28 protein-coding genes and 3 tRNA genes are annotated in these 23,407 nt (G+C 68.8%); 20 read left to right on the top strand and 11 right to left on the bottom strand.

The features are described from left to right. Positions 1-37 precede the first annotated feature (37 nt). Both C8D87_RS13410 and C8D87_RS13405 read left to right on the top strand, forming a co-directional pair. Entirely contained in the window at positions 38-1,069 is a 1,032-nt protein-coding gene (locus tag C8D87_RS13410) for a medium chain dehydrogenase/reductase family protein (protein ID WP_112226829.1), read from the top strand. 83 nt (positions 1,070-1,152) lie between these two features. After that, positions 1,153-1,734, top strand: a complete 582-nt coding sequence (locus tag C8D87_RS13405; protein WP_112227070.1) for an ABC transporter permease — start codon at positions 1,153-1,155, stop codon at positions 1,732-1,734. 5 nt (positions 1,735-1,739) lie between these two features. Here the strand turns inward: C8D87_RS13405 and C8D87_RS13400 are convergent, their stop codons facing one another. Continuing rightward, complete coding sequence (locus tag C8D87_RS13400) at positions 1,740-2,075, bottom strand: hypothetical protein (protein ID WP_112226828.1); 336 nt, start codon at positions 2,073-2,075, stop codon at positions 1,740-1,742. A 60-nt stretch (positions 2,076-2,135) separates the two neighbouring features. On the opposite strand from C8D87_RS13400, the gene C8D87_RS13395 reads away from it, so the two are divergent. Further along, entirely contained in the window at positions 2,136-2,750 is a 615-nt protein-coding gene (locus C8D87_RS13395; RefSeq protein WP_233439971.1) for a TetR/AcrR family transcriptional regulator, read from the top strand. Here C8D87_RS13395 and C8D87_RS13390 read toward each other — a convergent pair. The 4 genes from C8D87_RS13390 to C8D87_RS45855 form a co-directional block, all read right to left on the bottom strand. Continuing rightward, a complete protein-coding gene (locus tag C8D87_RS13390; RefSeq protein WP_109639071.1) occupies positions 2,747-3,007 on the bottom strand; it encodes a Prokaryotic metallothionein in 261 nt (86 codons plus the stop codon). The genes C8D87_RS13395 and C8D87_RS13390 overlap by 4 nt on opposite strands. A 19-nt stretch (positions 3,008-3,026) precedes the next feature. After that, positions 3,027-3,398: an MmcQ/YjbR family DNA-binding protein gene (locus C8D87_RS13385; RefSeq protein ID WP_112226827.1), complete on the bottom strand. Its 372-nt coding sequence runs from the start codon at positions 3,396-3,398 to the stop codon at positions 3,027-3,029. A gap of 32 nt (positions 3,399-3,430) precedes the next feature. After that, a complete protein-coding gene (locus tag C8D87_RS13380) occupies positions 3,431-4,660 on the bottom strand; it encodes a glycoside hydrolase family 18 protein (RefSeq protein WP_109639069.1) in 1,230 nt (409 codons plus the stop codon). Positions 4,661-4,796: 136 nt separating this feature from the next. Next, positions 4,797-4,870 (bottom strand) — tRNA-Pro (locus C8D87_RS45855). A 106-nt stretch (positions 4,871-4,976) separates the two neighbouring features. Here C8D87_RS45855 and C8D87_RS13375 point away from each other — a divergent pair. From C8D87_RS13375 to C8D87_RS13330, 10 genes are all read left to right on the top strand, one after another. Continuing rightward, complete coding sequence (locus C8D87_RS13375) at positions 4,977-6,092, top strand: J domain-containing protein (RefSeq protein ID WP_109639068.1); 1,116 nt, start codon at positions 4,977-4,979, stop codon at positions 6,090-6,092. Between the two features lie 162 nt (positions 6,093-6,254). Further along, entirely contained in the window at positions 6,255-6,893 is a 639-nt protein-coding gene (locus C8D87_RS13370) for an RICIN domain-containing protein (RefSeq protein ID WP_112226826.1), read from the top strand. Positions 6,894-7,051: 158 nt separating this feature from the next. Continuing rightward, positions 7,052-7,621, top strand: coding sequence for an HhH-GPD-type base excision DNA repair protein (locus C8D87_RS13365; protein WP_112226825.1), 570 nt, complete (start codon positions 7,052-7,054; stop codon positions 7,619-7,621). Positions 7,622-7,709: 88 nt separating this feature from the next. Beyond that, on the top strand, positions 7,710-8,636 hold the full coding sequence (locus C8D87_RS13360) for an esterase-like activity of phytase family protein (RefSeq protein ID WP_233442073.1): 927 nt from the start codon (positions 7,710-7,712) through the stop codon (positions 8,634-8,636). A 36-nt stretch (positions 8,637-8,672) separates the two neighbouring features. Beyond that, positions 8,673-10,040: a serine/threonine-protein kinase gene (locus C8D87_RS13355; protein WP_215732297.1), complete on the top strand. Its 1,368-nt coding sequence runs from the start codon at positions 8,673-8,675 to the stop codon at positions 10,038-10,040. 112 nt (positions 10,041-10,152) lie between these two features. Further along, positions 10,153-10,863, top strand: coding sequence for an ABC transporter permease (locus C8D87_RS13350; protein WP_233442072.1), 711 nt, complete (start codon positions 10,153-10,155; stop codon positions 10,861-10,863). After that, a complete protein-coding gene (locus C8D87_RS13345; RefSeq protein ID WP_112226823.1) occupies positions 10,856-11,653 on the top strand; it encodes an ABC transporter permease in 798 nt (265 codons plus the stop codon). Before C8D87_RS13350 ends, C8D87_RS13345 begins: the two co-directional genes overlap by 8 nt. Further along, positions 11,650-12,621, top strand: a complete 972-nt coding sequence (locus C8D87_RS13340; RefSeq protein WP_112226822.1) for an ABC transporter ATP-binding protein — start codon at positions 11,650-11,652, stop codon at positions 12,619-12,621. Before C8D87_RS13345 ends, C8D87_RS13340 begins: the two co-directional genes overlap by 4 nt. Positions 12,622-12,666: 45 nt before the next feature. Beyond that, on the top strand, positions 12,667-13,014 hold the full coding sequence (locus C8D87_RS13335) for a hypothetical protein (protein WP_112226821.1): 348 nt from the start codon (positions 12,667-12,669) through the stop codon (positions 13,012-13,014). A gap of 96 nt (positions 13,015-13,110) precedes the next feature. Next, a complete protein-coding gene (locus tag C8D87_RS13330; protein ID WP_109639060.1) occupies positions 13,111-13,302 on the top strand; it encodes a DUF1918 domain-containing protein in 192 nt (63 codons plus the stop codon). On the opposite strand, the gene C8D87_RS13325 is transcribed toward C8D87_RS13330, so the two are convergent. Together C8D87_RS13325 and C8D87_RS13320 are read right to left on the bottom strand one after the other, a co-directional pair. Then, positions 13,299-14,111 carry an inositol monophosphatase family protein gene (locus C8D87_RS13325; protein ID WP_233442071.1) on the bottom strand — a complete coding sequence of 271 codons (813 nt, stop codon included), beginning with the start codon at positions 14,109-14,111 and terminating at the stop codon, positions 13,299-13,301. The genes C8D87_RS13330 and C8D87_RS13325 overlap by 4 nt on opposite strands. Positions 14,112-14,131: 20 nt before the next feature. After that, positions 14,132-15,112 (bottom strand): malate dehydrogenase, encoded by a 981-nt coding sequence (locus C8D87_RS13320; RefSeq protein WP_109639058.1) that lies wholly within the window; start codon positions 15,110-15,112, stop codon positions 14,132-14,134. A 92-nt stretch (positions 15,113-15,204) separates the two neighbouring features. Here C8D87_RS13320 and C8D87_RS13315 point away from each other — a divergent pair, with 92 nt between their 5' ends. After that, positions 15,205-15,816, top strand: a complete 612-nt coding sequence (locus C8D87_RS13315) for a pentapeptide repeat-containing protein (protein WP_233442070.1) — start codon at positions 15,205-15,207, stop codon at positions 15,814-15,816. Here the strand turns inward: C8D87_RS13315 and C8D87_RS13310 are convergent. The 3 genes from C8D87_RS13310 to C8D87_RS13300 form a co-directional block, all read right to left on the bottom strand. Next, positions 15,802-16,110 carry a hypothetical protein gene (locus tag C8D87_RS13310; protein WP_109639056.1) on the bottom strand — a complete coding sequence of 103 codons (309 nt, stop codon included), beginning with the start codon at positions 16,108-16,110 and terminating at the stop codon, positions 15,802-15,804. The two genes, C8D87_RS13315 and C8D87_RS13310, sit on opposite strands and share 15 nt — an antisense overlap. Before the next feature lie 4 nt (positions 16,111-16,114). After that, positions 16,115-16,777, bottom strand: coding sequence for a tachylectin-related carbohydrate-binding protein (locus C8D87_RS13305; RefSeq protein WP_170166406.1), 663 nt, complete (start codon positions 16,775-16,777; stop codon positions 16,115-16,117). A gap of 89 nt (positions 16,778-16,866) precedes the next feature. Then, entirely contained in the window at positions 16,867-19,464 is a 2,598-nt protein-coding gene (locus C8D87_RS13300; protein WP_112226818.1) for a TNT domain-containing protein, read from the bottom strand. 138 nt (positions 19,465-19,602) lie between these two features. On the opposite strand from C8D87_RS13300, the gene C8D87_RS13295 reads away from it, so the two are divergent. Genes C8D87_RS13295 through C8D87_RS13285 form a run of 3 tightly spaced genes read left to right on the top strand, consistent with a single transcriptional unit; the run spans position 19,603 to position 21,672 of the window. Then, positions 19,603-20,520 (top strand): DMT family transporter, encoded by a 918-nt coding sequence (locus C8D87_RS13295; RefSeq protein ID WP_112226817.1) that lies wholly within the window; start codon positions 19,603-19,605, stop codon positions 20,518-20,520. Beyond that, positions 20,517-21,365 (top strand): bifunctional methylenetetrahydrofolate dehydrogenase/methenyltetrahydrofolate cyclohydrolase, encoded by an 849-nt coding sequence (locus C8D87_RS13290; RefSeq protein WP_112226816.1) that lies wholly within the window; start codon positions 20,517-20,519, stop codon positions 21,363-21,365. Before C8D87_RS13295 ends, C8D87_RS13290 begins: the two co-directional genes overlap by 4 nt. 13 nt (positions 21,366-21,378) lie before the next feature. Continuing rightward, positions 21,379-21,672, top strand: a complete 294-nt coding sequence (locus tag C8D87_RS13285; RefSeq protein WP_109639332.1) for a DUF3017 domain-containing protein — start codon at positions 21,379-21,381, stop codon at positions 21,670-21,672. Here the strand turns inward: C8D87_RS13285 and C8D87_RS13280 are convergent. Beyond that, a complete protein-coding gene (locus tag C8D87_RS13280; RefSeq protein ID WP_112226815.1) occupies positions 21,669-22,244 on the bottom strand; it encodes a TetR/AcrR family transcriptional regulator in 576 nt (191 codons plus the stop codon). The two genes, C8D87_RS13285 and C8D87_RS13280, sit on opposite strands and share 4 nt — an antisense overlap. Before the next feature lie 138 nt (positions 22,245-22,382). Here C8D87_RS13280 and C8D87_RS13275 point away from each other — a divergent pair, with 138 nt between their 5' ends. The 3 genes from C8D87_RS13275 (at position 22,383) to C8D87_RS13265 (ending at position 23,391) form a co-directional block, all read left to right on the top strand. Continuing rightward, entirely contained in the window at positions 22,383-22,946 is a 564-nt protein-coding gene (locus tag C8D87_RS13275; RefSeq protein ID WP_112226814.1) for a dihydrofolate reductase family protein, read from the top strand. 295 nt (positions 22,947-23,241) lie between these two features. Beyond that, a tRNA-Arg gene (locus C8D87_RS13270) sits at positions 23,242-23,313 on the top strand. A 4-nt stretch (positions 23,314-23,317) separates the two neighbouring features. Further along, a tRNA-Asp gene (locus tag C8D87_RS13265) sits at positions 23,318-23,391 on the top strand. Positions 23,392-23,407: the final 16 nt, after the last annotated feature.

Here is a 23,407-nt window from a genome sequence, read left to right as displayed (position 1 = left end):
TTACTTCCGTCAGCACAGCGAGCCGAGGAGCCGCCGGATGAACACCACCACCGAGGTCGTCCTGCCGGGCATCGTCGCGCCCAGCGGCCTGAAGGTGCAGGTCCGCGACCTTCCCGCGCCGGGTGAGGGCCAGGTCGTCCTGCGCATGGACGCGGCCGGGGTCTCGTTCGCCGAGCAGCAGATGCGCCTCGGCAAGTACTTCGACCAGCCGCCGTTCCCGTTCGTGCCCGGCTACGACGTCGTCGGCACGGTCGTCGCCGTGGGCCCCGGCGTGGATCCCGCGCTGAAGCTCCACCGGTTCGCCGCGGTCACCAAGGTCGGCGGGTGGGCCAGCCACCTGATCGTCGAGGCCGCCGACCTGGTGCCGGTACCGGATGGCGTCGCGCCGGCCGCGGCGGCGACGGTCGTGGTCAACGGCGTCACGGCGTGGCAGATGCTGCACCGCACCGCGAAGGTCAGGACCGGCGGCACGATCGTGGTGCTGGGCGCCAACGGCGGCGTGGGCTCGACGCTCGTGCAGCTCGCCCGGCACGCCGGCATCAAGGTGATCGGCACGGCCTCGGCCCGCCACCACGACGCGGTGCGGGAGCTGGGTGCGGCCCCCGTCGACTACCGGGATCCGCACATGTACGACCGGATCCGCGAGCTCGCGCCCGACGGTGTAGACGCGGTGTTCGACCACGTCGGTGGCGAGGGGCTGCACAAGTCGTGGCGGCTGCTGCGCCGTGGCGGTGCGCTGGTGAACTACGGCACCGCGGCGACGAAGGACGAGCCCGGCAACGCGATGCTGCCGGTGCTGAAGCTGTTCGGGCGCCTGTTCTTGTGGAACGTGCTGCCCAACGGCAAGCGCGCGGGCTTCTACAACTTCTGGGCCGGCAAGCGTTTCCGTCCCGCCGCGTTCCGCGCACGGCTTCGGGACGACCTCACGGAGGTGCTCCGTCTCGTCGGCGCCGGTGTGCTCACTCCGCAGATCGCCGCGCGCATTCCGTTGTCCGAAGCCGCTTCCGCGCTGGCGCTGGCCGAGTCCCGCACCGTGCTGGGCAAGGTCGTGATCGTCCCGGAGCCGTGACCGACCGCCAGACCATCGTGGCCGCTGCCTCTCCGCTCCCGCACCCGCTTGATCACGTCACTCACTTCCCGGAGGTCCCCATCATGAACGCGACCGCTGTCCGCACCACCGTTCTCGCCGGTGAGATCGACAACCGCGCCGCCTACCTGGGTTTCGCGTTCGCCTACGTCTTCGGCCACGGCGCCGCCGTGCTCTCCGAGACCGGCCTGGTCGTCATGCCGTCCTGGCTGCCGATCGGCTTCCTCGGTGCAGGGCTCCTCGCCGGCACGGTCCTGGCCATGACGGCCTCACTGCGGGCTCAGCGCGCTGTTTCTCCGGAACGCCGCCGTGCCGAGAAGCTCGTCGGCACGGCCTGGGTCACCGGATTCGCCGCGCTGGCTCTCATGATCACCACGCTGAGCACCGTGTTCGAGAAACCAGAGCTGCAAACCGTGCTCTGGCCCGCTGGCGCGACCATCGTCGTAGGACTGATCTACATCGCAGAGGGAGCCGTGCGCCGCAACGCGTTGCACCACAACCTGGGCACCTGGCTCGCGTTGGTGGCGGCAGCGACGTTGTTCGTGCCCGCGCCCGGCTTCTTCGGTGTGCTCGCCGTGCTGGGCGGCGGTGCCTACGCGGTCGCGGCGGTGCTGGAAGGTCGTCGCCTGGATTCCCTTGCCGCGTAAGGGTTCTAGAGCTGCACTCGCACCGTGACACGGCCTCGGTCGTCACGGTGCGATGTCGCGTGTCCGGTCCGTTGCACGCCATCGAGTTCGAGAGTGAGCGGCCCGCCCTCGCCGTTGAAGTTGCGCCACCACGTCTTGGCGTCCGGCATCATCACCTGGATGGCCACGACGTCACCGTTGCGTTGGTAGCTGACAGGAGTGGAGAACGTACGGCCGGAGCGCCGTCCGGTGTAGGACACGACGGTGATCCCCTTGCGCACGAGCTTCCCCACGAGCGGTGCGTCACGCAGACCCACCATCAACTTGTTGAGGTGACGTACGACCGGTCCCTTGAAGTTCATGTCCGCCAACGTAGCCTCGTAAGTGGATAACCCCCTCCACTTGACGCGAAGTGAGAAGAAGTGACCGCCGAACCGTCTCAGATGCGTGCCGACGCGCGGGAGAACCGCGCGCGGGTGCTGGCCGTCGCGCGCGAACTGTTCGCCGAGCGCGGGCTGGAAGTGCCGATGGCCGCGATCGCCCGCCACGCCGGAGTCGGGGTCGCCACGCTGTACCGGCGCTTCCCCACGAAGGAAGCGCTGGTGATGGAGGCGTTCACCGAGCAGTTCGCCCTCTGCCAGGCCACCATCGAGGAGGCGCTGGCGGATCCGGACCCGTGGCGCGGGCTCCGCACGGTGATCGAGAAGGTGTGCTTGCTGCAGGCCACGGATCGCGGGTTCACCGCTGCGTTCGTCGCGTCGTTCCCCGACATGCACTCCGAGGTGCGGGACCGGACGTGGCTGGGCTTCAGCGCGTTGGTGCAGCGGGCGAAGGACAGCGGACAGTTGCGCGCCGACTTCTCGCCGCACGACCTGACCCTGGTGCTCCTGGCCAACGGCGGCCTCGCCGGCGTGCCCGTCGACGTGGCAGTGGCCGCTTCACAGCGGCTCGTCGCCTATCTGCTGGAGGCGTTCCGAACCGGCACGAACGAGTTGCCGCCGCCCGTGCCGCTCAGCTTGGACCTCGTCCTGCGTTAGCCCGGATGGGCGCCGACGGTGTCGCGGATCTGCGCCCCGAGGTCGGCGGACGCCGAACGCGCGCAGTGGGCGCAACAGAAGAAGCGGCCCTCCACCTCCACACCGTGCCCGATCACGCGGCAGTCGCAGTGCTCGCAGCGCGGCGCGAGGCGTTGGATCGCGCACTCGAAGCTGTCGAACGTGTGCACGCCGCCGCCGACGGTGCGCACCTCGAAGGCCATCCAGTACTCGTTGCCACAGACGTCACAGGTCGCCATGCGCGAAGACTGCGACAGGTCAGTCAGGCCGGCAACTTGAGGCGTCGAGTTGCGCGACCAGCGTCTTCGGGGCAATCACCCGATAGGCGTCCTCGACCACGTCCGCGACGACGTCCCAGTCGACCTCGACGTCGAGGTACACGCCGAGCCAGCCGCGGTGGCCCACGTAGGGCGGGCGGAAGTAGCGGTCCGGTGCCTGGGCGACGAGGGTCTCCTGGACGTCCGGACCCGCCGCGCACCAGAACGCCACGCGGTCGTCGTGGTGCTGGTTCGCGAACATCACGAAGGTCTTCCTGCCGCGGACGAACCAGGTCGGCTCGCCGTGACTCAGGCGTTCGGTCACCTCTGGCAGCGCCAGGCAGAGGCGGCGCAGGTGTTCGAGTGCGTCCACCCGAACATCCTGCGCCTTCGGTGGCGGTTCTATCAGCCGATACCGGAACGGATCGCGCTGATCAGCTCGCCGTTGGACGTGTCACCGGAGAGCTCCCAGAAGAAGACGCCACCCATGTTCTGGCCGCTGGCCCACGAGATCTTGCTGCGGACCGTGGCCGGGGTGTCGTAGCTCCACCACTGGCTGCCGCACTTGGCGTACGCGGTGCCCGCGACGGTTCCGTTGGCCGGACAACGAGTCTTGAGCACCTTGTAGTCCTCGATGCCGGCCTCGTAGGTGCCGGGTGCGGCGCCGGTCGCCGTGCCGCCGGGTGCGGACTGGGTGACGCCGGTCCAGCCGCGGCCGTAGAAACCGAGGCCCAGCAACATCTTGCTGGCGGGAATGCCCTTGCTCTTGAGCTTCTGGATCGCGGCGTCGGTGTTGAAGCCCTGCTGCGGGATGCCGGGGTAGCTGGTCAGCGGGGAGTGCGGCGCGGTCGGGCCCTGGGCGGCCCAGGCGCCGAAGAAGTCGTAAGTCATCGGGTTGTACCAGTTCACGTACTGCGCGGCACCCGCGTAGTCCGCCTTGTCGATCTTGCCGCCGGTCGAGGCGTCGGCGGTGATCGCGGCGGTCACGAGGTTGCCGGAGCCGAAGCGGGCCCGCACGGCCTGCATCAGCGTCTTGAACGAGCTGAAACCGCTGGTGTCACAGGTGAGTCCGCACGCGTTGGGGTACTCCCAGTCGATGTCGATGCCGTCGAACACGTCGGCCCAGCGTGGGTCCTCGACGAGCTTGTAGCAGGAGTCCGCGAACGCCGCCGCCGCGCTCGGGCTACTAGCCGCCGCCGGGAAGCCGCCGGACCAGGTCCAGCCGCCGAACGAGAACAGGACCTTGAGGTTCGGGTGCAGCTTCTTCAGCTTCCGCAGCTGGTTGAAGTTGCCGCGCAACGCACCCGCGTCCCAGGTGTCCGACGTACCGTCCACAGAGGACGCCGCGTCGTAGAACTTGTCGTAGTCGGCATAGGCGTCGCCGAGGACGCAGCGGCCGCCGGAGACGTTGCCGAACGCGTAGTTGATGTGCGTCAGCTTGCTGGACGAGCCGGACGTGCGGATGTTCTTGACGTGGTAGTTGCGCTGGTAGACACCCCACTGCACGAAGTAGCCGACGACGCGGTTGGCGATCGCCTGCGCGCCGGCCTCCTCCCGCGCCTGCGATGCCGGTGCGGCCAGCGTTGCCGCGATCAGAAGTGCCGATGCCGCCGCGATGATTCTGCGCCTGAACATAGCGGTCTCCTCGATGGGTGACGGCGCGGCGGCGCTCACCTCAAGCTAAGTGGACTAGACCACTGCCGTCAATGGTGAACCGGGAACACGACCGAGACGTACGAGGAGGAGGGAAGGAGGCAACCCGTCGGCTGAGCGGGACCGGCCGGATTCGAACCGGCGTTCTCCCTCCGTCCCGGAGGGCGCGTCGACCACTGCGCTACAGGCCCCATCGCCACCGCTGCACCCACACTAGTCGGCGAATGCCGGGCCGTATGCCCTGCGAAAGTGTTGGACCCAATAAGGTTCATGCACCAACCTCGGACTGGACGGTGTCGTGCCAGGGATCGACTACTACGAGTTGCTCGGTGTGAGCCGGGGAGCCAGCGCCGCGGAGATCAAGTCCGCGTACCGCTCCCTCGCCAAGGTCATGCACCCCGACGCGGGTGGGACGTCTGGCGGCTTCCGCATGCTCCAGGAGGCCTACGAGACGCTGAAGGACCCGGTCAGGCGCGCCGACTACGACCGCCCGGCCGCACCGCCGCCACCCGTGGTGCGCCCGCAGGCACGCCCGCGACCTCGCCGAACCGGCCGTACTGGCAGGTTGCGCGACTTCGGCGACGACCCGAACTACATGGCACCACGCCCCCGCGTCGACCTCGGCTCGATGGACTGGTGGAACCGCATCGACCTGGGTCAGCGCGTCCGCTACGTGCCCGCCACGCGCGTCGGACACGCCCCCGCGGCGGCCGCGATCGGCGGGTGGTTCGTTCTGCTGATCCCGCTGGCGCTGCCGTTGTCCCCGCTGCTGCTGGCCGTCTGGCTCCCCCTCGTGGCGGGCGCCGGTTACGCGGCGTTCCGACTGGTGCGCCGCTACATCGCCACCACGAGGGCCGAACGGGCGTTCGCCGGTGAGTACGACGGGAACACCATCTTCGGCCGTCCGGGTGAAAACAGACGCGAACGGCTGACCGCCGGACTGCTGACCGAGTACATGACGCAGCTACCGGGCGTGCGCATCTTCCACGGCCTCGCCTGGCCCGGCTCGGTCTTCACCGACATCGACCACGCGCTGCTGTGCGGGCGCCGCCTCGTCCTCATCGAGTCGAAGTCGTGGCTGCCCGGCCACTACTACTGCGACGAGGACGGCGAGCTCTGGCGCAACGGCCACCCGTTCCGCGGCGGCGGCTCGCAGCTGATCGAGGGCGTGGAGCGCTTCGCCGAAATCCTGCCGTGGCTGGAGATCCGCGGGGCGATGATCGTCTACCCGAGCCGGGCCGGCGAGATCACGTGCGACGACGACCTCGACTTCGAGGTCCCGCCGATGACCCCGGACCAGTTCGTGCGCGAGATCGGCGACTGGCTGGCCGACGACCCGGCCACGGTCGACCGCGAGGCGCTGCGCCTTCTGGTGCGGCAGGTGGTCTCCGAAGTCCGAGTCGCCGGCGCGTGACTTGTTTCGCCTCCGTACGAATGCATCTCCGAGTTGAGACGAATTACCTCTTGACGGGCGACTGACGGCCTGAAAGATTGGGTTCGCCAACTGGGGGGAGCAGTTTGAAGTCGAGGGCGCTCTCCCATGCTGTCTTCATCAGATTAATCATGGGGGATTGAAGTGAAGAACGTCATTCGCAGAGTTTCCATTGCCATTGCGGCCGGCGCCGCTCTCATGTCGCTCGCGATCTCGCCGTCCTCGGCCGCGCCGAAGCTCGAGCCGTACGAGATCCCCAAGACGGGCGCGCAGATGCAGGCCGCAGCGGCCGGCGAGGCCGAGTGGACCTACATCGTCCCGAGGACGACCGACCCCAGCTACGTCGGCGGCGACCCGCGCTGCGCCGACGTGGCGTGGAACTCCGTCGACAACGGCGCCCGCGTCATCCTGTTCGACTGCTACGGCACGAACAACCAGAAGTGGGCCCCGATCTGGGTCGCGGGCACCGGCACCCCGTACGGCGCCGCGATGTTCGTGAACGCCAACTCCGGCAAGTGCCTCGACCTGGCCAACGGCTCCACCGCCAACGGCGCCCACGTGATCCAGTGGAACTGCCACAACGGTTCGAACCAGCAGTGGGAGGTCGTGCTGCCCGCAGGCGCCGACCCGGCGACCCACGACTGGCCCGTCATGTTCAAGAACCGCGCCACGGGCAAGTGCCTCGACCTCGACAACCGCAACACCGTCAATGGCACCGGATTCCTGCAGTGGGACTGCGCGGACCTGAACAACCAGCTGTTCACGCTCTACCAGGCCAACTAATAATCTGAGGTGCACGTGAAGTGGCCGCCCGCACATTTTCCGCGGGCGGCCACTTCACGTGTGAATGCGTAACCCGTTGCCTTTCCGCTCCAGCATCCGCCCTGGAACACGTGGCCCGTGGCGCGCCCCCATCCGGCGCACGTGTCAGGATTGCCGCCATGACCCGCACGGTGTGCCTCGCGCAGAACCCCGAAGCCGACGCCCTCCTGGCAGAAGACCGGTTCGCGTTGTTGCTCGGCATGCTGCTCGACCAGCAGATCTCGATGGAGAAGGCCTTCTCCGGCCCCAAGGTCCTCGCCGACCGCATGGACGGCCTGGACGTGCACCGCATCGCCGAGGCCGACCCGGAGGCCTTCGCCACGATCATGGCCACCCCGCCCGCCGTGCACCGGTTCCCCGGTTCGATGGCCAAGCGGGTGCAGGCGCTGTCGCAGTACGTCGTCGAGCACTACGACGGGGACGTCACGCGGATCTGGGCCGACGGGGACGGGGCCGCGGTGTTCAAGCGGCTCAAGGCGTTGCCGGGGTTCGGGGACCAGAAGGCGAAGATCTTCCTGGCCCTTTTGGGCAAGCAGTTCGGCGTCACGCCGGACGGGTGGCGTGAGGCCGCCGGGCACTACGGCGAGGACGGAAGCCGACGTAGCGTCGCTGACGTGACGGACCAGAAGTCGTTGCTCGAGGTGCGGGACTTCAAGAAGGCAGCCAAGGCCGCGGCCAAGGGCAAGTAGCGCCTTCGGAACCCTTCTGGTCCACTGGACGAACGCCGCCAGCTCGACGAGGTGCGGTCGCGCGCCTCGGGGGAGAAAGGGCGTTTCGTTGCGCATCAAGGCAATTGGCGTGTTCGCGATCATCGCGTTCGGCCTGTCGGGCGCTTCCGCCGGGGCTGCCACCACGTGGCCGGGAGACTCCGCGACGAGGACCGCCGACGGCACGAACGTGTTCGGGACCAACCTCAGCGGGCTGTCCTTCGAGAACCCGAACGTGGTGTGGGCGGTGAAGAACGGGCCCTCCACGCTCTACCGGCTCGTGCCCAGCGGTACGGGCTGGAAGGTCGACCAGAAGCGGTCGCTCAACTTCGCGGACGGGCAGGGCGACCCGGACGCCGAGGCCGTGGTCTCCACGCCGGACGGGCTCTTCGTCGCGATCGAGCGCGACAACGACAACGGTGACGTCAGCAGGCCGATGATTCTCAAGTACGGCACCGGCGGCAACGCGATCGCCGAGTGGGAGCTCGGCGGCATGCCCGAGGTCGACCCCAACGACGGGCCAGAAGCCATCTCCTGGGTGCCGGACTCGTTCCTCACGCAGAACGGTTTCAAGGACGACAGCGGCAAGACCTACAACCCCGCGGACTACCCCGGCCACGGTGGCGGGTTGTTCTTCGTCGGGCTCGAGGCCACCGGCGAGGTGTACGTGTACGCGTTGCAGGGCACGGACGCCAAGCTGCTGAGCAGGTTCGCGAGCGGGCACAGCCAGGTGATGGACCTGGAGTTCAACGGAGGCAAGCTGTGGGCGGCCTGTGACAACAACTGCAGCGGGCGCACGACGACGCTGGCCATCAGCAGCGGGAAGTTCCGTGTCACGGCCACGTACGACCGGCCGGCCAGGCTGCCGAACGTGAACCTGGAGGGGTTCGCGATCTCGCCCAGCTGTGTCAGCGGCAAGAAGGTCGTGCTGTGGGCGGATGACAACAACACGAACGGCCACGCGTTGCGCAGCGGTTTGCTGAACTGCGCTGCCTGAGCGGGATTGTCGGGGTGCGTCACTAGGCTGCTGCGAGTGACCGCACCCCACATCCCCGGCCTGACCGACCTGAGACCCCTGGGCGCCGGCGGGTTCGCGACCGTCTACCGCGCCCATCAGGCCCAGCTCGGCCGCGACGTCGCGGTCAAGATCGACAACCGGGTGCTCGCGGATGAGCGGGATCGGCGGCGGTTCATCCGGGAGGCGCACGCCGCGGCGAAGCTGTCGGGGCATCCGCACGTCGTCGGGGTGCACGACGCGAACATCACCGCCCACGGCACGCCGTACATGGTCATGGAGCTGTGCACGGGTGGTTCGCTCGCCGACCAGCTCGACCAGCGCGGGCCGTTGCCGCACGAGCAGGTGCGCGATCTCGGCATCAAGCTCGCCGACGCACTGAGCGCCGCGCACGCGGAAGGCGTGCTGCACCGGGACATCAAGCCCGGCAACATCCTCGTCGACCGCTACGGCACGCCGAAGCTCGCCGACTTCGGGCTCGCGGCGCTGCTGGACGCGCAGGGCGGCAGCACGGTCACGCGTGACGCCCTGAGCCCCAGCTACGCGCCGCCGGAAGCGTTCGCCATGGCCGAACCCACGCCGCAGGCCGACGTCTACTCGCTCGCCGCCACGCTCTACACGCTGCTCGCGGGCAAGCCGCCGCGACCGGTGCCGTGGCCCGTCACGTCGTTCGACCAGCTCGGTGAGGTGCTGCGCAGGCCGGTGACCGCCGTCAACGGTGTGCCGCCGGCACTGCACGAGGCCATCGCGCGGGCGCTGCACCCCGACGCCAACCTGCGCACGCCGAGCGCGGCGCAGTTCCGCGACGAGCTGCGCGGTCTCACCCAGCTGCCCGTCTCGCCGTCAGCCGGGAAGAAGCGCAAGGCCTGGCCGGCCCTCGCGGCCGCCGCACTCGTCGTGGTGGTGGGCGCGGGTGCGCTGATGTGGAGTCTCTTCGGCAACGAGAAGGCCGGTGCGCAGGGGCCTGGCCCCGCGACCACGCAGCCGGGTGGGGCGGAGGACATCCCGCCGTTCCTCAAGAAGTGCGAGGGAGGGTTCTGCGTCGACAAGTCGACCTGCTTCCGCGGTGTCACCAGCATCGGCGGCATGCCCGCCACGGCGCGGAAGGTCGGCAGCTGCGCGGACCTGCACTACTGGGAGTCGTTCGCGGGCGGCTGGCTCTCCGGCGAGATCCCCGCGGTCGACTCCGACGAGCTGCTGGCTTCCTCCGAGGTGAGGAACGTCTGCACGCCCGCGATGATGAAGGCCAACACGCGGCCGACCGTCGACACCACCGGCTGGGAGATCACCGCCGTCGGGTTCAAGGACGGCACGCGCAACTACTTCCTCTGCCTCGGCTCCGAACCCGAGGTCGGCGAGGTCGTGACCAGTGCGTTCGGCAGTTGAACAAATCCACTTGCGACGGTCACTAACGTAGAACGACGTGCGTGTCCACGCCGATTTGATCATTGCTGGATTCCGAAGGTACTCGACCTACCGACAAGCGATGCTGGCCGGAATGACCACGAACGTGGTGTTCGGCCTGCTGCGGGTCGCCATCCTCGTCGCCGCTCTCAAGGCGGCGAACGGCGAGATCGCGGACTACGACGTCGCTGCCACCAACACGTACGTCTGGATCGGGCAGGGGCTGCTCGGGTTCGTCCTGCTGTGGGGGAACAACGAGCTCGCCGAGCGCGTGCGATCCGGTGACGTGGTAGTAGACCTCTATCGGCCATGGCACCTCCAGGGCGCTCTCCTCGCCGAGGACATCGGCCGCGGCGGATACGCGTTCCTGACGAGGCTCGCGCCGCCGGCGGTGTTCGGCATGCTGCTGTTCCCGTTCCAGTTCCCCGCGCACGCCCACCAATGGCCGCTGTTCGGGGTCAGCGCGGTCATCGCGCTCGTCACCAGCTTCGGGGTGCGGTTCCTGGTGGAGCTCAGCGCGTTCTGGCTGATCGACAACCGCGGCCTGTACGGGTTCTGGAACGTCACGTCCGGTCTGCTCTGCGGGCTGACCGTGCCGATCGCGTTCTTCCCCGAGTGGGCGCGGGAGGTGCTGTGGATGACGCCGTTCCCCGCGTTGCTGCAGGCGCCGATCGACGTGTTCCTCGGGCACGGGAACGTGGTGAAACTCCTGCTGTACCAACTGTTCTGGGCCGCGGCCGTGCTCGCCATCGGCCACTTCGCGCTGCAGCGAGCGGTGCGCAAGGTGGTGGTGCAGGGTGGCTGACACCATCTACCCGAAGCTCATCGGCGCCCGGCTGCGGAGCCAGATGTCCTACCGCGCGTCGTTCGCGATGGACTTCCTCACGCAGGTGATCGCGCAGTGCTACGAGCTGCTCGTCATCCTGATCCTCTTCACCCAGATCCACGCGCTCGGCGGGTTCACCAAGAACGAAGTGCTGCTGATGTACGCGTTCGCCGGCGCGGCGTTCGGGGTCGCGGACCTCTTCGCCGGTCAGCTCGACAACCTGCCGACGTACATCCGCACCGGCAGCTTCGACGTGTTGCTGATGCGGCCGCTCGGCACGTTGCCGCAGATCATGTGCTCCGACATCCGGCTGCGCAGGATCGGGCGCATCACCGGCGGGCTCGCGGTGATGGGCTACGCGCTGGCGAACGTCCCCATCGACTGGTCTCCGGCGAAGGTCGTGCTGACCATCGCGACACCGGTGGCGGGCGCGGTCATCTACAGCTCGGTCTGGGTGGTCGCGTGTTCGACCTGCTTCTGGATCGTCGACGGACGCGAGTTCGCCAACGCGGTCACCTACGGCAGCAACGCTTTCACGTCGTACCCGACCAACGTCTACTCGCGGCCGCTGCGCTGGGTGATGGCGTACATCGTGCCGGGTGCGTTCGTCGCGTACTACCCGAGCCTCGCGCTGCTCGGGAAACAGGATCCGCTCGGCCTGCCGGGCTGGGTCGGCTGGACATCACCGCTCGTCGCGGCACTCGCTGCGGCGGCAGCCGGGCTCGTGTGGCGGTTCGCGGTCAGGCACTACCGGGGAACGGGATCATGATCGAGGTCAGGGAGCTCCGCAGGGAGTTCAAGGTCGCCACGTCCAAAGGCTTGCGGCGCAACTACAAGACGGTCACCGCGGTCGACGGGGTCACGTTCGGGGTCGAGGCGGGGGAAGCCGTCGGGTACGTCGGGCCGAACGGTGCCGGCAAGTCCACGACGATCAAGATGCTGACCGGGATCCTGGTGCCGACCAGCGGCCACATCCAGGTCAGCGGTGTGGATCCGGCGAAGGAGCGACGCGATCTCGCCAAACGCATCGGCGTCGTGTTCGGCCAGCGCAGCCAGCTCTGGTGGGACCTGCCGCTCAAGGACAGCTTCGACCTGCTGAAGTCCATCTACCGCGTGTCCGCGCGGGACTACGGGGTGAGGCTCGAGGAGTGCGTCGAGCTCCTCGGCCTGCAGGAGCTTCTGATGACCCCGGTTCGGCAGCTGTCGCTCGGGCAACGGATGCGCGGCGAGATCACGGCGGCACTGCTGCACGCCCCGGAACTGCTCGTCCTCGACGAACCGACCATCGGCCTGGACCTGGAGTCGAAGGAACGCCTGCGGGAGTTCCTGAAGGACATCAACACCCGCCGCGGCACGACGCTTCTGCTCACCACGCACGACCTGGACGACATCGAGCGGCTCTGCCCTCGGCTGATGGTGATCGACCACGGCCGGGTGCTCGCCGACGGGCCGCTCGACGAGCTGCGGGCCGAAGTCACCCCGGAGCGTGAGCTCGTCATCGACCTCAGGGAACCCGGACCAGCGCCGGACGTCCCCGGAGTGACAGCGGTGCGCAGCGAGGCCAACGGAATGCGACACCACCTCACGTTCAGACGAGCGGAGACGACGGCGGCTCAGTTGATCACTCAGGTGGTGCGCCAGGTCGAGGTGCACGATCTCGCCGTGGTCGAACCGCAGATCGACGACGTTGTTCGGAAGCTCTACCAACGCGAGGTCGCGCAGGATGTACATCGGTAGAGTCGTAAGCAACACAAACGGACACATCGGGCAGAAGGAGAGCGAATGCGCCTAGTCGGACCGCTGGCGGCAGCCGTCATCGCGTTGGGTGGCCTGACGGCCTGCGACACGATCCAGGGCGTCAGTGACACCGCGGACAAGGTGAAGCTGTGCGCTGACGCGATCCAGCTGGTGGGTTTCTCGCCGGACATGAGCGACCCGCAGAAGGCGCTGGAGGACACCAAGGCCAAGGCCGCCGAGCTGGAGAAGCTCGCGACCTCCTCGCCCGACGAGCAGGTGAGGAAGGCGCTCGAGGAAGCCGCGAACGGGATGCAGAACGTCAACTCCGCAGCCGATTGGGTGACGCAGAAGGCCGCGCTCGTCGAGAAGGTTTCCACGGCCTGCGGCGGATGAGCACTTGAGCCCTGTTGCGCGCCTCCGGTGTCGGCCTAGGCTTTAACGCGTTCAACGCGCCATGCCTCACGCCGCACACCGGAGGTGTCGCAGCACATGCACGCAACAGTTGGTGACAGGCTCCACGTCCACAGCCGCTCAGTGGGGCTCGAGGAGCGTCTGGGCGAGATCCTCGAAGTGCGCGGGACCGACGGCCAGCCGCCGTATCTGGTCCGCTTCAACGACGGCCACGAGGGCCTGGTCTTCCCCGGTCCCGACTGCATCGTCGAGCCGCGCGGAGAGATCTAACCCAGGACCGTGCTGATCAACTCCTCGGCGAGCTGAGGAGTCGCTGCCGCCACGCCTGACCACCGGTGGGTCAGGTCGGGTTCGAACGTGAACGGCCGCCCGCGCAGGTCGACCAGCACCCCGCCCGCCGCGGGCACGGTGACCAGTGCCGTCGCGAGGTCCATGATCCGGTGCGTGTCGGTGCCGGGGTCGATGAAGGCGTCGACGGTGCCCTCTGCGACGAGCATCGTCTCCAGGCAGGTCGTGCACAGCACCCGGATGCGGTCGGCGCGGTTCGCGATGCGCAGCCACGCGTCCTGCGTGCCGGTCTTGGGACGCATCAGGCAGACGGACGCGCCATCCAGAGTTGTACGTCCGGTCGTGCGGAACGACGTCGGAACTCCTGTGCGCGCATGCCACGCACGGCCTGTGTCGAACCACGTCGTCAACGCTTCTTTGGCCGTGCCGTCCTCGACGAGCGCACCGGCGAAGCAGGAGAGAGGAACGCCGAACGCGGCGTTCGCCGACCCGTCGACCGGGTCGATGACCAGGGTGATCGAGGAACCGTTGTCGACGAACCCGGCTTCCTCGGAGAGCAGGTTCACGCGGTTGCGGTGGATGGACTCCAGCACCGCGTCCTCGACGATGCGATCGACGCGCATCGTCGGTGTTCCGTCGGCGCCGTCCGCCACTTCTTCGCGGAGTTCGAGGCGCGTGTGCAACGAGCGGGCGCGCCCGTACGCCGCCGACGCCGCGCGGGCGGCATCGGCGAGCGCAGGGTGCACGTCATCGGAGATCTGTGGCTGGGGCACGTCCCATGGAATCCGCACGTGCCCCACATTGCCACGGATCAGATCAGGCCGAGGCCCTTCACCGCGTCGCGCTCCTCGACCAGCTCGGCCACGGAAGCGTCGATGCGGGCGCGGGAGAACTCGTCGATCTCGAGGCCCTGGATGATCTCGTAGCTGCCGCCGGAGCACTTGACCGGGAACGACGAGATGATGCCCTCGGGCACGCCGTACGAGCCGTCCGACGGGATGGCCATCGAGGTCCACTCGGTGCCGTTGACCCAGTCGTAGATGTGGTCGATGGCGGCGTTCGCGGCCGAAGCGGCCGAGGAGGCGCCACGGGCCTCGATGATCGCCGCACCGCGCTTGGCGACGGTCGGGATGAAGTCGTTCTCGAGCCACGCCTGGTCGTTCACGGCCTCGGCGGCGGTCTTGTCGCCGACCTTGGCGTGGAACAGGTCCGGGTACTGGGTGGCCGAGTGGTTGCCCCAGATCGTCATGTTCTTGATGTCCGTGACCGCGACGCCCAGCTTCTTGGCGAGCTGCGACAGGGCGCGGTTGTGGTCCAGGCGGGTCATCGCGGTGAAGCGCTCGCGCGGGACGTCCGGCGCGTGCTGCTGGGCGATGAGGGCGTTGGTGTTGGCCGGGTTGCCGACCACGAGCACCTTCACGTCGTCCGCGGCGCCGGCGTTGATCGCCTCGCCCTGAGGCTTGAAGATGCCGCCGTTGGCCTCCAGCAGGTCGCCGCGCTCCATGCCCTTCGTGCGGGGGCGGGCGCCGACGAGCAGGGCCACGTTCACGCCGTCGAACGCGGTCTTCGCGTCGTCGGTGATCGTGATGCCCTTGAGCAGCGGGAAGGCGCAGTCGTCGAGCTCCATCGCGGTGCCCTCTGCGGCCTTCAGCGCCGGGGTGATCTCCAGCAGGCGCAGGTTGACCGGGGTGTCCGGGCCCAGCAGGTGGCCGGAAGCGATGCGGAAGAGCAGTGCGTAGCCGATCTGGCCGGCTGCACCGGTGACAGTGACGTTCACGGGCGTGCGGGTCATGAGCCTTCCCGAATGACGGTCCTCGTTGACGTCGGGCAGGTCGCCCGGCGTCCCGCACGTTACCAACACGTGGACAGTGGCAGAGTGTGAGAGTGGACAACCCTTCGGAAGAGATCGCGCCGGAATTCGATGCCGACTACGCCGACGCCAACCTGCCGGGCCAGCACTGGGAGAAGCGGTCTTTCACCGACTGCGACTTCACCGAAGCCGATCTCCGCGAGCTCGTGACCTCTGGCTGCACGTTCACCCGCTGCGACTTCACCCGGACGGACCTCGGTGAGTCGAAGCACCAGGCGACCGCTTTCCGGCAGTGCACCTTCGACCGCACGGTGCTGACGAGGTCGACCTTCACCTCGTGCAGCCTCATGGGTTCGAACTTCGTCGACTGCGTGCTGCGGCCGATCACCTTCACCGAGGTGGACTTCACGCTGGCGTCGTTCGTGAAGGCGCCGCTGTACGACCTGAAGCTGAACGGGCAGCGGTTCCGCGAGACGAACCTCAGCGAGGCCGACCTGCGCAACACCGACCTCGCCGAGGCGGACCTGATGGGCGCGCGGCTGCTCGACGCCAAGCTGGAGGGCGCGGACCTGCGCGGGGCGAAGGTGGACGCGAACGGGCTCCGGCAGGCCAAGCTCGCCGGAGCACTCATCGACGTCGATCAGGCGATCGCTTTCGCGGCCGCCCACGGACTAGTTGTGTCGTGACGTGATGCGCACGGACGGGTGGATGCGCACGCGCATCTCCCCGTCCCCGAAGTCCACGGCGACGTGCGACTCGCCGTCACCGGACCACACGCGCAGCCGGTTCGCGTCCTCGCGGTAGAGATCGACCACCGGCTCGTCACCCTGGAACCACCGCACCCGCACGGAAGCGGCGTGCTCGTCGAACGAGACAAGCACGTCCTCGATCCGGACGACCTTGATCCACGGCTCGTCCTCGGCCTCGGGGGCGACGCCGAACGCGTCGACGAACTCGTCGTCGGACGGCACCTGCATCATCGCGCTACCCCTTCGGGATGATCGTGGTGAGCCGCAGACCGTCCGGCGTGACCTGCCAGGCCGACTCGAAGTGCAGGAAGCCACCTGGCCCCGCGAACAGCGAGTCGCGGATCTGGAACGTACCGTACTCGTCGGTGTAGCGGTCCCAGCCCTTGGCGAGCTCCTGGCCGTCGACCGTCCACTTGGCACCGTCGTGCGCGAACCGGCGCAGCGTGCCGTCGGCGTCCACGCGGTAGATGTCACCGACGGCGTCGACGGTGACGAGGTCACGCGCGGTGGTGGCGAACCGTTCCCAGCCCTGCGCGAGCAGGGAACCGGTGCCGTTGTCCCAGCCGGTGCCGTTCCAGGCGAACCGCTTCAGCGCTCCGCCGGTCTCAACGCTGTAGACCTGCCCGCTCGGCCCGGCCATGGTGCGGCCGTTCCACCCGGAGCCGACCTGCCGCGCCTGACCCCAGGTCGGTTTCCCGGACCTGGTCCCCTGGTGCGGATAGAGCCACAGCTCGCCGTTGTCCCGTGCGGCGAACACCGGTACGTCCGTGACGCACGTGGCAAACGCCGCTGCCGGGATCCAGTTGACAGCCTGCGCGGGTTGCGCGGGCACGATGATTCCTGCGCCGACGGCGGCCGTGAGCACGGCGGCACGCCGGCGTCCCCCAGATCTGAACACGGCGAGGAACATAGAACCGCGCCGTCTCGAAATAAAACCGCTGCTCGCGTGTGGCCAGGATCGCAGGCCTGGCCACACGCGGACGGGCGTCAGTTGTCGGCCGAGCCCGTGATCTCCACGAGGACGCCGTCCGCGACCATCTCCTCGATCGCCTTCGGCAGCAGGTAGGCGGTACCGCCACCGGGCTGCTCGAACCACGGCACCGCGACGCCGGTCAGCACCTCGAGCGGGCGGCGCAACCGGTACACGCGGTACGGGCGGTTGATCCACGCCGGCACGAGGCTGCGTTCCGGGAACGGCGTGCCCGCCACGTAGACGAGGTTGCCGCTCTGGTCGCCGTAGCGGTCGACCTCGGTGCCCGCCGGCAGCTCGAACATCTGCTTGTGACGGAACAGCGTCAGCGGCGGTTCGCCGGCGAGCGGGGTGATCGGGAACTTCCGCTTCGACGGCTCCTCCTGCGCGACCGCGGCAGCCACCGGTGCCGGTGCGGGCACCGGTGCGGGTGCCGGGGCCTGCGGTGGTGGCGGAAGCGGCGGAGCCTGCTGTGCCTGCGGCTGAGGCATCGGCGGGCGCTGCGGCGGGACGGGGCGGCGCGGCTCCTCGCGGAAACCGTTGGCCATCGGGCGCTGCGGCGGCGGAGGCGGGGGCGGCGTCCGCACGATCGTGCGGAAGTTGCCCAGCACCAGCTTGCCGACCAGGTACGCCGAGGCGTCCTCGACCTTGTCGAAGCGCACGGGGCTCTTCGGGCCGTGGTCGAACCAGCACACCTCCCAGCTGTCGCCGTCGAGGCGCAGCGTCCAGGTGCGGTCGGCCGGCTCGCCGATCCGGTACACGCCGTGCGGCACGTTGAGGTCGTCGAGCGCGCGGCGGGTGCCAGCCAGCTCGCGGTCCTCCTCCGGCGTGACGGTGCGCGGCGGTTTCACCGGTTCCGGCTCGGGTTCGGGTTCCGGCTCCGGTTCGTTGAACAGCGCCGCGTCGAACTCGGTCGTCTCCTCGACGTGGGCAGGCGCGGGCACCGGCACCGGCACCACGGGAGGCGCCACCGGCGAGGGCTCGGGGACGGGCTCCGGTTCGAACGACTGGGGCTCGAAGGGCTGTTGTTCGAACGCCTGCTGCTCGAACTTCTGCTGTTCGAACGGCTGCTGGTCGAAGGCCTGGGGCTCGAACGCGGCGGTGGACTCGATCTCGTCCTCCGCCAGGTCCGGCTCGTCCTCGGCGACCGCGACGACCGGGTGCTCCTCGGTGACCTCGGCCGCGGTCTCCAGCGGCTCGTCGAGGACCGGGCTCCACGCCATCGTGTCCTGCATGACGTCGCGCGGGCGTTCCTCGGTCTCGGCGACGAGGCTGTCCGTGCGCTCCTCCTCGCGGTGGTGCGTGAGGAGCTCCGGCTCGTCCGGGCCCGCGGTCGGGATCTCGGGTTCGTCGCCAACGTCCACGGCGTCGTCTTCGTGGCCGAGGTCCGTTTCGTTCGGTTCGTCGGCGACGATCTCCGCGACGGGCTCGGGTTCCTCGGTCTCGCTCGCGTGCGGGGCGAAGAGGTCCATGCCGGCGCCGTAGGTGTCGCGCAGGCGCCGCTCGTCGACGTGGTCGGGCACACCGTCGGAGTCGAAGACCACCCGATAGGGCGGACCGTCTCCGGGCTGCACCGGCACCGCGACCGTGGGGCCGACGCCGCCGGACTCCTGCTCGTCCTCGACCTGCGGCTGCTCGGTGGTGACCTCGGCGGCCTGCGGTTCGGGCACCAGCGGCTCGAAGTCGTACTCCTCCGGCCCCTCCTCGTCCTCGAACTTCGGCTGCGCCACGTACATCGTCGCGTCGGACTGAGGCTGGGGTTCCGGCTCCGGCACTGGCTCCGGCTCGAGCAGCTGGGTGCCGGGAGGCGCGGCCGGCGCGCCGAGGTTCGCGGCGGCGGCGAGCCTCGACTCCTCGGAGACCTCCGGCAGGCTGAAACCGGCGGCCCTGGCGCGTTCAACCAGCTCGGGCTCCGGCGGCACGCCGTACTTGCGCAGGTAGTACGAGACTCCCGCAGGCCAGATCCACGCGCCGTCGGTCTGGAATCCGGACGGCACGACCTGCGGCGAGTCGGGGTGCAGGACGTCGGCGTCGAAGCCGCGCCCGGCGACCGCGACCGGCGCGTTCGACAGGTACGCGAGCAGCGGCGCGACCTCGGGCTCCGGCACCGGTGGCCGGTTGACCGAGGGACGGCCGCCGGGACCGGCGCCGTCGAACACGCGGACGGTGCGGAACACCGGCGTCGGCGGGTTCAACCTGCGGCGCAGCCAGTCGGGGACGTTCTCGTCCACGCGCGGGAAGAACCGCATCTCGTCGAAGTACGCCTGCTGCGGAGGAGGCGTCTGCCAGCTCGGCTCGGCGCGGTCGAAGTCGAGGTTGTAGCTCGACGGGTGATCGAGCTGGTAGCGGGCGTTCGTCCAGCTGCCCCGCCCCTCGCGATGCATGCCCGCCCGCAGCCGGGCGAACAGCGAGGCCACGTCCTGCGGCGGCGCCCAGGAGTGCGAAGTGCCGTCCTGCAGCCGCAGCTCGGCCTCCAGCTCGAAGTACCGGCCCGTGGCTCGGTACTGCGCGATCACGCTGCGCCAGTCCTCCGGCGCGGCCCGCATGAGAGTCAGGCCGATCTGCTTAACCAGAGCGTCCTGCTCGGTAGGGTTCAACGGCTTCGGCTCGGACACGCCAACATCTTCCCCTGCAAGTCGCCGGATCGCACACGTCCCCCGCCGCTGCGCCGAACGGTGGAGGCCCGACCATAACGCGGTGGACCTCCCCGGTTAAAGCTGATCAAGAACACCCCCGTCTCGGCTGGAGGAGCTTTGTCGCGGTCCGCGCAGTTGACCGGAGGCCTGCTGGCGGCGGTCGGCGGAGTGGCCATCGCGGTCCAGGGGCGGGTCAACGGAACCCTGGCGCAGTCGTTGCAGAACGGGTTCCTGGCGGCGTTGATCTCCTTCGGCGGCGGGTGGCTCGTGCTGGTCGTGGTGGTCCTGTCGCGACAGTCCGGGAGGGACGGGCTGGCGCGGTTGCGGGAGTCGCTGGTCAGCCGCCGGATTCGCTGGTGGGAGTGCGTCGGCGGGCTCTCGGGCGCGTTCCTGGTGGCCTCGCAGGGCATCGCGATCGCGACCATCGGTGTGGCGGTGTTCACGGTCGCGGTGGTCGTCGGCCAGGTGGTGAGCAGCCTGGTCGTGGACCGGAGCGGGATGGGACCCGGTGAGCCGAAGCCGTTCACGGTGACCAGAGGGCTCGGGGCGGCGGTCGGCGTGGTCGCGGTGGTGGTCGCCGTGTCGCACCGGTTCACGTCACCCGGTTCGTTGTGGCTCGCCGTGCTGCCGCTGGTCGCCGGGCTGCTGATGGGCTGGCAGCAGGCGGTGAACGGGCTGGTCCGCGAGGCCGCCGGACACTCGGTGACCACCATTCTGGTGAACTTCACCACTGGCACCGCGGCGCTGCTGCTCGTGAACCTCGTGGCCGCCCGCCGGGTGGCCGAGTTCCCCGCGCAGTGGTGGCTCTACCTCGGCGGGCTGCTCGGCATCGTCGGCGTGGGTGGCGCGATCGTGTCCGTGCGGTTCATCGGCGTGCTGATGGTCGGGTTGTGCGCGGTGTGCGGGCAGCTCGTCGGGGCCGTGCTGCTGGACGCGTTCAGCGGGCACCTGGCGTTGCCGACGGTGATCGGCGTGGTGCTGACGCTGGTGTCGGTGGGCGTGGCCGCGCTGCCCAGTGGGAAGATGAGACCGTGACTGCGACGCTGCTCAACGGCAACGAAACCCGGAACGCGCTGTTCGAGGACCTCAAGGCGCGGGTCGCCGCGCTGCCGGTGCCGGTGGGTCTGGCCACCGTGCTGGTGGGGGACGACCCCGGTTCGCACTCGTACGTGAAGGGCAAGCACAGGGCGTGCGAGAAGGTCGGCATCAAGTCGATCCGCCGCGACCTGCCGGAGGCGACCACGCAGGAGGAGCTGGAGGCCGTCATCGACGAGCTGAACGCCAACCCCGAGGTCACCGCCTACATCGTGCAGCTGCCGCTGCCCAAGCACCTCGACGCCGGCCCGATCCTGGAGCGCATCGACCCGGCCAAGGACGGCGACGGCCTGCACCCGGTCAACCTGGGCAAGCTGGTGCTCGGCATCGAGGCCCCGCTGCCCGCGACGCCGCGCGGCATCGTGGAGCTGCTGCGCCGCTACGACGTGCCGCTCGCGGGCGCGAACGTCACCGTGGTCGGCCGCGGTGTCACCGTGGGCCGCCCGATCGGCCTGCTGCTCACCCGCCGCAGCGAGAACGCCACCGTCACGCTGTGCCACACCGGCACCAAGGACCTCGCCGCCGAGGTGCGCCGCGCGGACATCGTGATCGCGGGCGCCGGCAGCGCGGGCCTGATCACCAAGGACATGGTCAAGCCGGGCGCGGCGGTGATCGACGTCGGCATCACCCGCACCGAGGCCGGTCTGGTCGGCGACGTGGCTCCCGACGTCCGCGAGGTCGCCGGCTGGCTGGCCCCGATCCCCGGCGGCGCCGGCCCGATGACCGTGGCGATGCTGCTGACCAACACCGTCGAAGCCGCCGAGCGCGCCCATGCAGCGGTCTGACGCAGAGGCGCTCATGCCGGAACAGCGCTGGCGCTCGGGTCCCGCGAAGCACCTGCCGTTCGCGCTGGTGCTCGGGATCAGCGTGCTCGGGCTGGTGCGGATCTTCCAGTACCACTGGCGGCAGGGCGCCGTGCTGCTCGGCGTGTCGCTGCTGGTGGCGGCCGTCCTGCGGATCCTCGTGACCGACGAGCAGGCCGGGCTGATCAAGATCCGCGGCCGTGGCATGGACGCATTCCTGTACTCGACGCTGGGCATCGTGGTGATCGCCGTGGCTCTGACGATCACCGGCGGCCCGCTGAGTCGCTAGCTCGGGCCGATGGCGCGGTCGACGAGGACCTCGACGACTTCGTCGAGGTCCATCGGCTCCACGATGCCCGGCAGCGTCAGCCGCTCGTAGATCAGCCCCGTCATCGCGAAGTACATGAGGATGACAGTCATCCGGTCGCCCGGCAGCTTCGAGTCCTCGTTGAACGCGATGTTGAACTCGAGGTTGTCTGCCATCGTCCTGGTGAGCGCGGTGCGGAGGTCCGGCCTGCGCGTGGCCTCCAGCCTCAGCTCCATCAACGCCAGGTAGCTGGTCTTGTCGGCGTCCGCCCGCTTGATGATGTCGTGCATGAACTTGACGCTCAGCGACTTGTCGCGGGGCAGCGCGAGCGACTCCGCGATCGACTCGTCGGACGGCATGAGCCGCTCGGTCACCCTGATCGCCACCTCCGACATCAGGTCGTCGCGGCTCGCGAAGTAGTTCGAGGCCGTGCCCGCCGGCACCCCGGCCTTCGCGTCGATCGCGCGGTAGGTCAGCCCCCGCGCACCCTCTTCCGCCAGGACGTCGATCGCCGCGTCCAACAGGGCGGTTCGCCGTGCTTCGTTCCGGACCACGATTCCTCCTTGACAACCACTACAGGCATAGTACTACAGTTGTCGTGGTTGAAGCGAGTTCATGGCGGCCGACTTCCAGACGAACTCGCCGCCGTCTGCGGAGCAGCGGCAATCGAACACTGAGGGGATTTGATCTGTATGCGAAAGCTCGTCTACTACGTGGCAGTGACGCTGGACGGGTTCATCGCGGCCGAGGACGGGACCTTCGACGGGTTCATCTTCGAAGGCGACCACATGGCCGGCATCAACGCCGAGTACCCGGACACGCTGCCCACCCAGTTCCGGGAGGCACTGGGCCTGCTGGACGCACCGAACCCGAACTTCGACACGGTGCTCATGGGGCGCAACACCTACCAGGTGCCGGGCGGACTCGCCTCGCCCTACGCCCACCTGCGGCAGTTCGTGGTGACGTCGCAGGAGCTCGACACACCGGACGACGTCGAGCTCATCCGCGAGAACGTCGCCGGCCGCGTGCGGGAGCTGAAGGAAGAGGACGGCCTCGACATCTGGCTGTGCGGCGGAGGCAAGCTGGCCGCCGAACTGCTGCCGTTGATCGACAAGTTGCTCCTCAAGATCCACCCGGTCGTGTTCGGCCGCGGGATCCAGCTGTTCGACGGGAAGGCCGACATCACGCGGTTCAAGCGCACCGACGCGCGCCTGTTCGAGAGCGGCGTTTCGTTCATGACTTACGAACGCCCTTAAAAATGATTGACGCACGCCGTGTGCGCCCGTAATACTTGGCCCATCATCAAGCCGAAGGGGAACGTCATGACGAGCCAGCAGATGCGAGTGGAGCGCTTTGACAGTGCTGCTTTCGCTGACGCGCGACCGTCTGACGATCGCGGCTCACGACGCCCGTTCGCGTCGTTCACCTGCGAAAATGGCTCCCTGCCGTGACTTGAGATCCAGGTCGTGACCAAGGGAGCCGCCCCATCGGGAAACCGATCGGGGCGGCTTTCTTAATTCCGCGCACACATTTCTTTTTCCGCTTCACCGCACCCTTGTAGCTCAATGGAAAGAGCGCGGCGCTACGAACGCCGAAGTCCAGGTTCGACTCCTGGCAGGGGTACGAAGCTCACGTGGCCCAGCGGCTAGGGCACCGCATTGTCGATGCGGCGATTCGCGGGTTCGAGTCCCGTCGTGAGCGCAGTCGCCCAGGCCGG

This window comes from Lentzea atacamensis (genome assembly GCF_003269295.1).
GTDB classification, from domain to species: Bacteria; Actinomycetota; Actinomycetes; order Mycobacteriales; family Pseudonocardiaceae; genus Lentzea; species Lentzea atacamensis.
The sequence above is the reverse complement of the archived record's forward strand: the minus strand, read 5'-3'. Positions and strand labels throughout refer to the sequence as shown.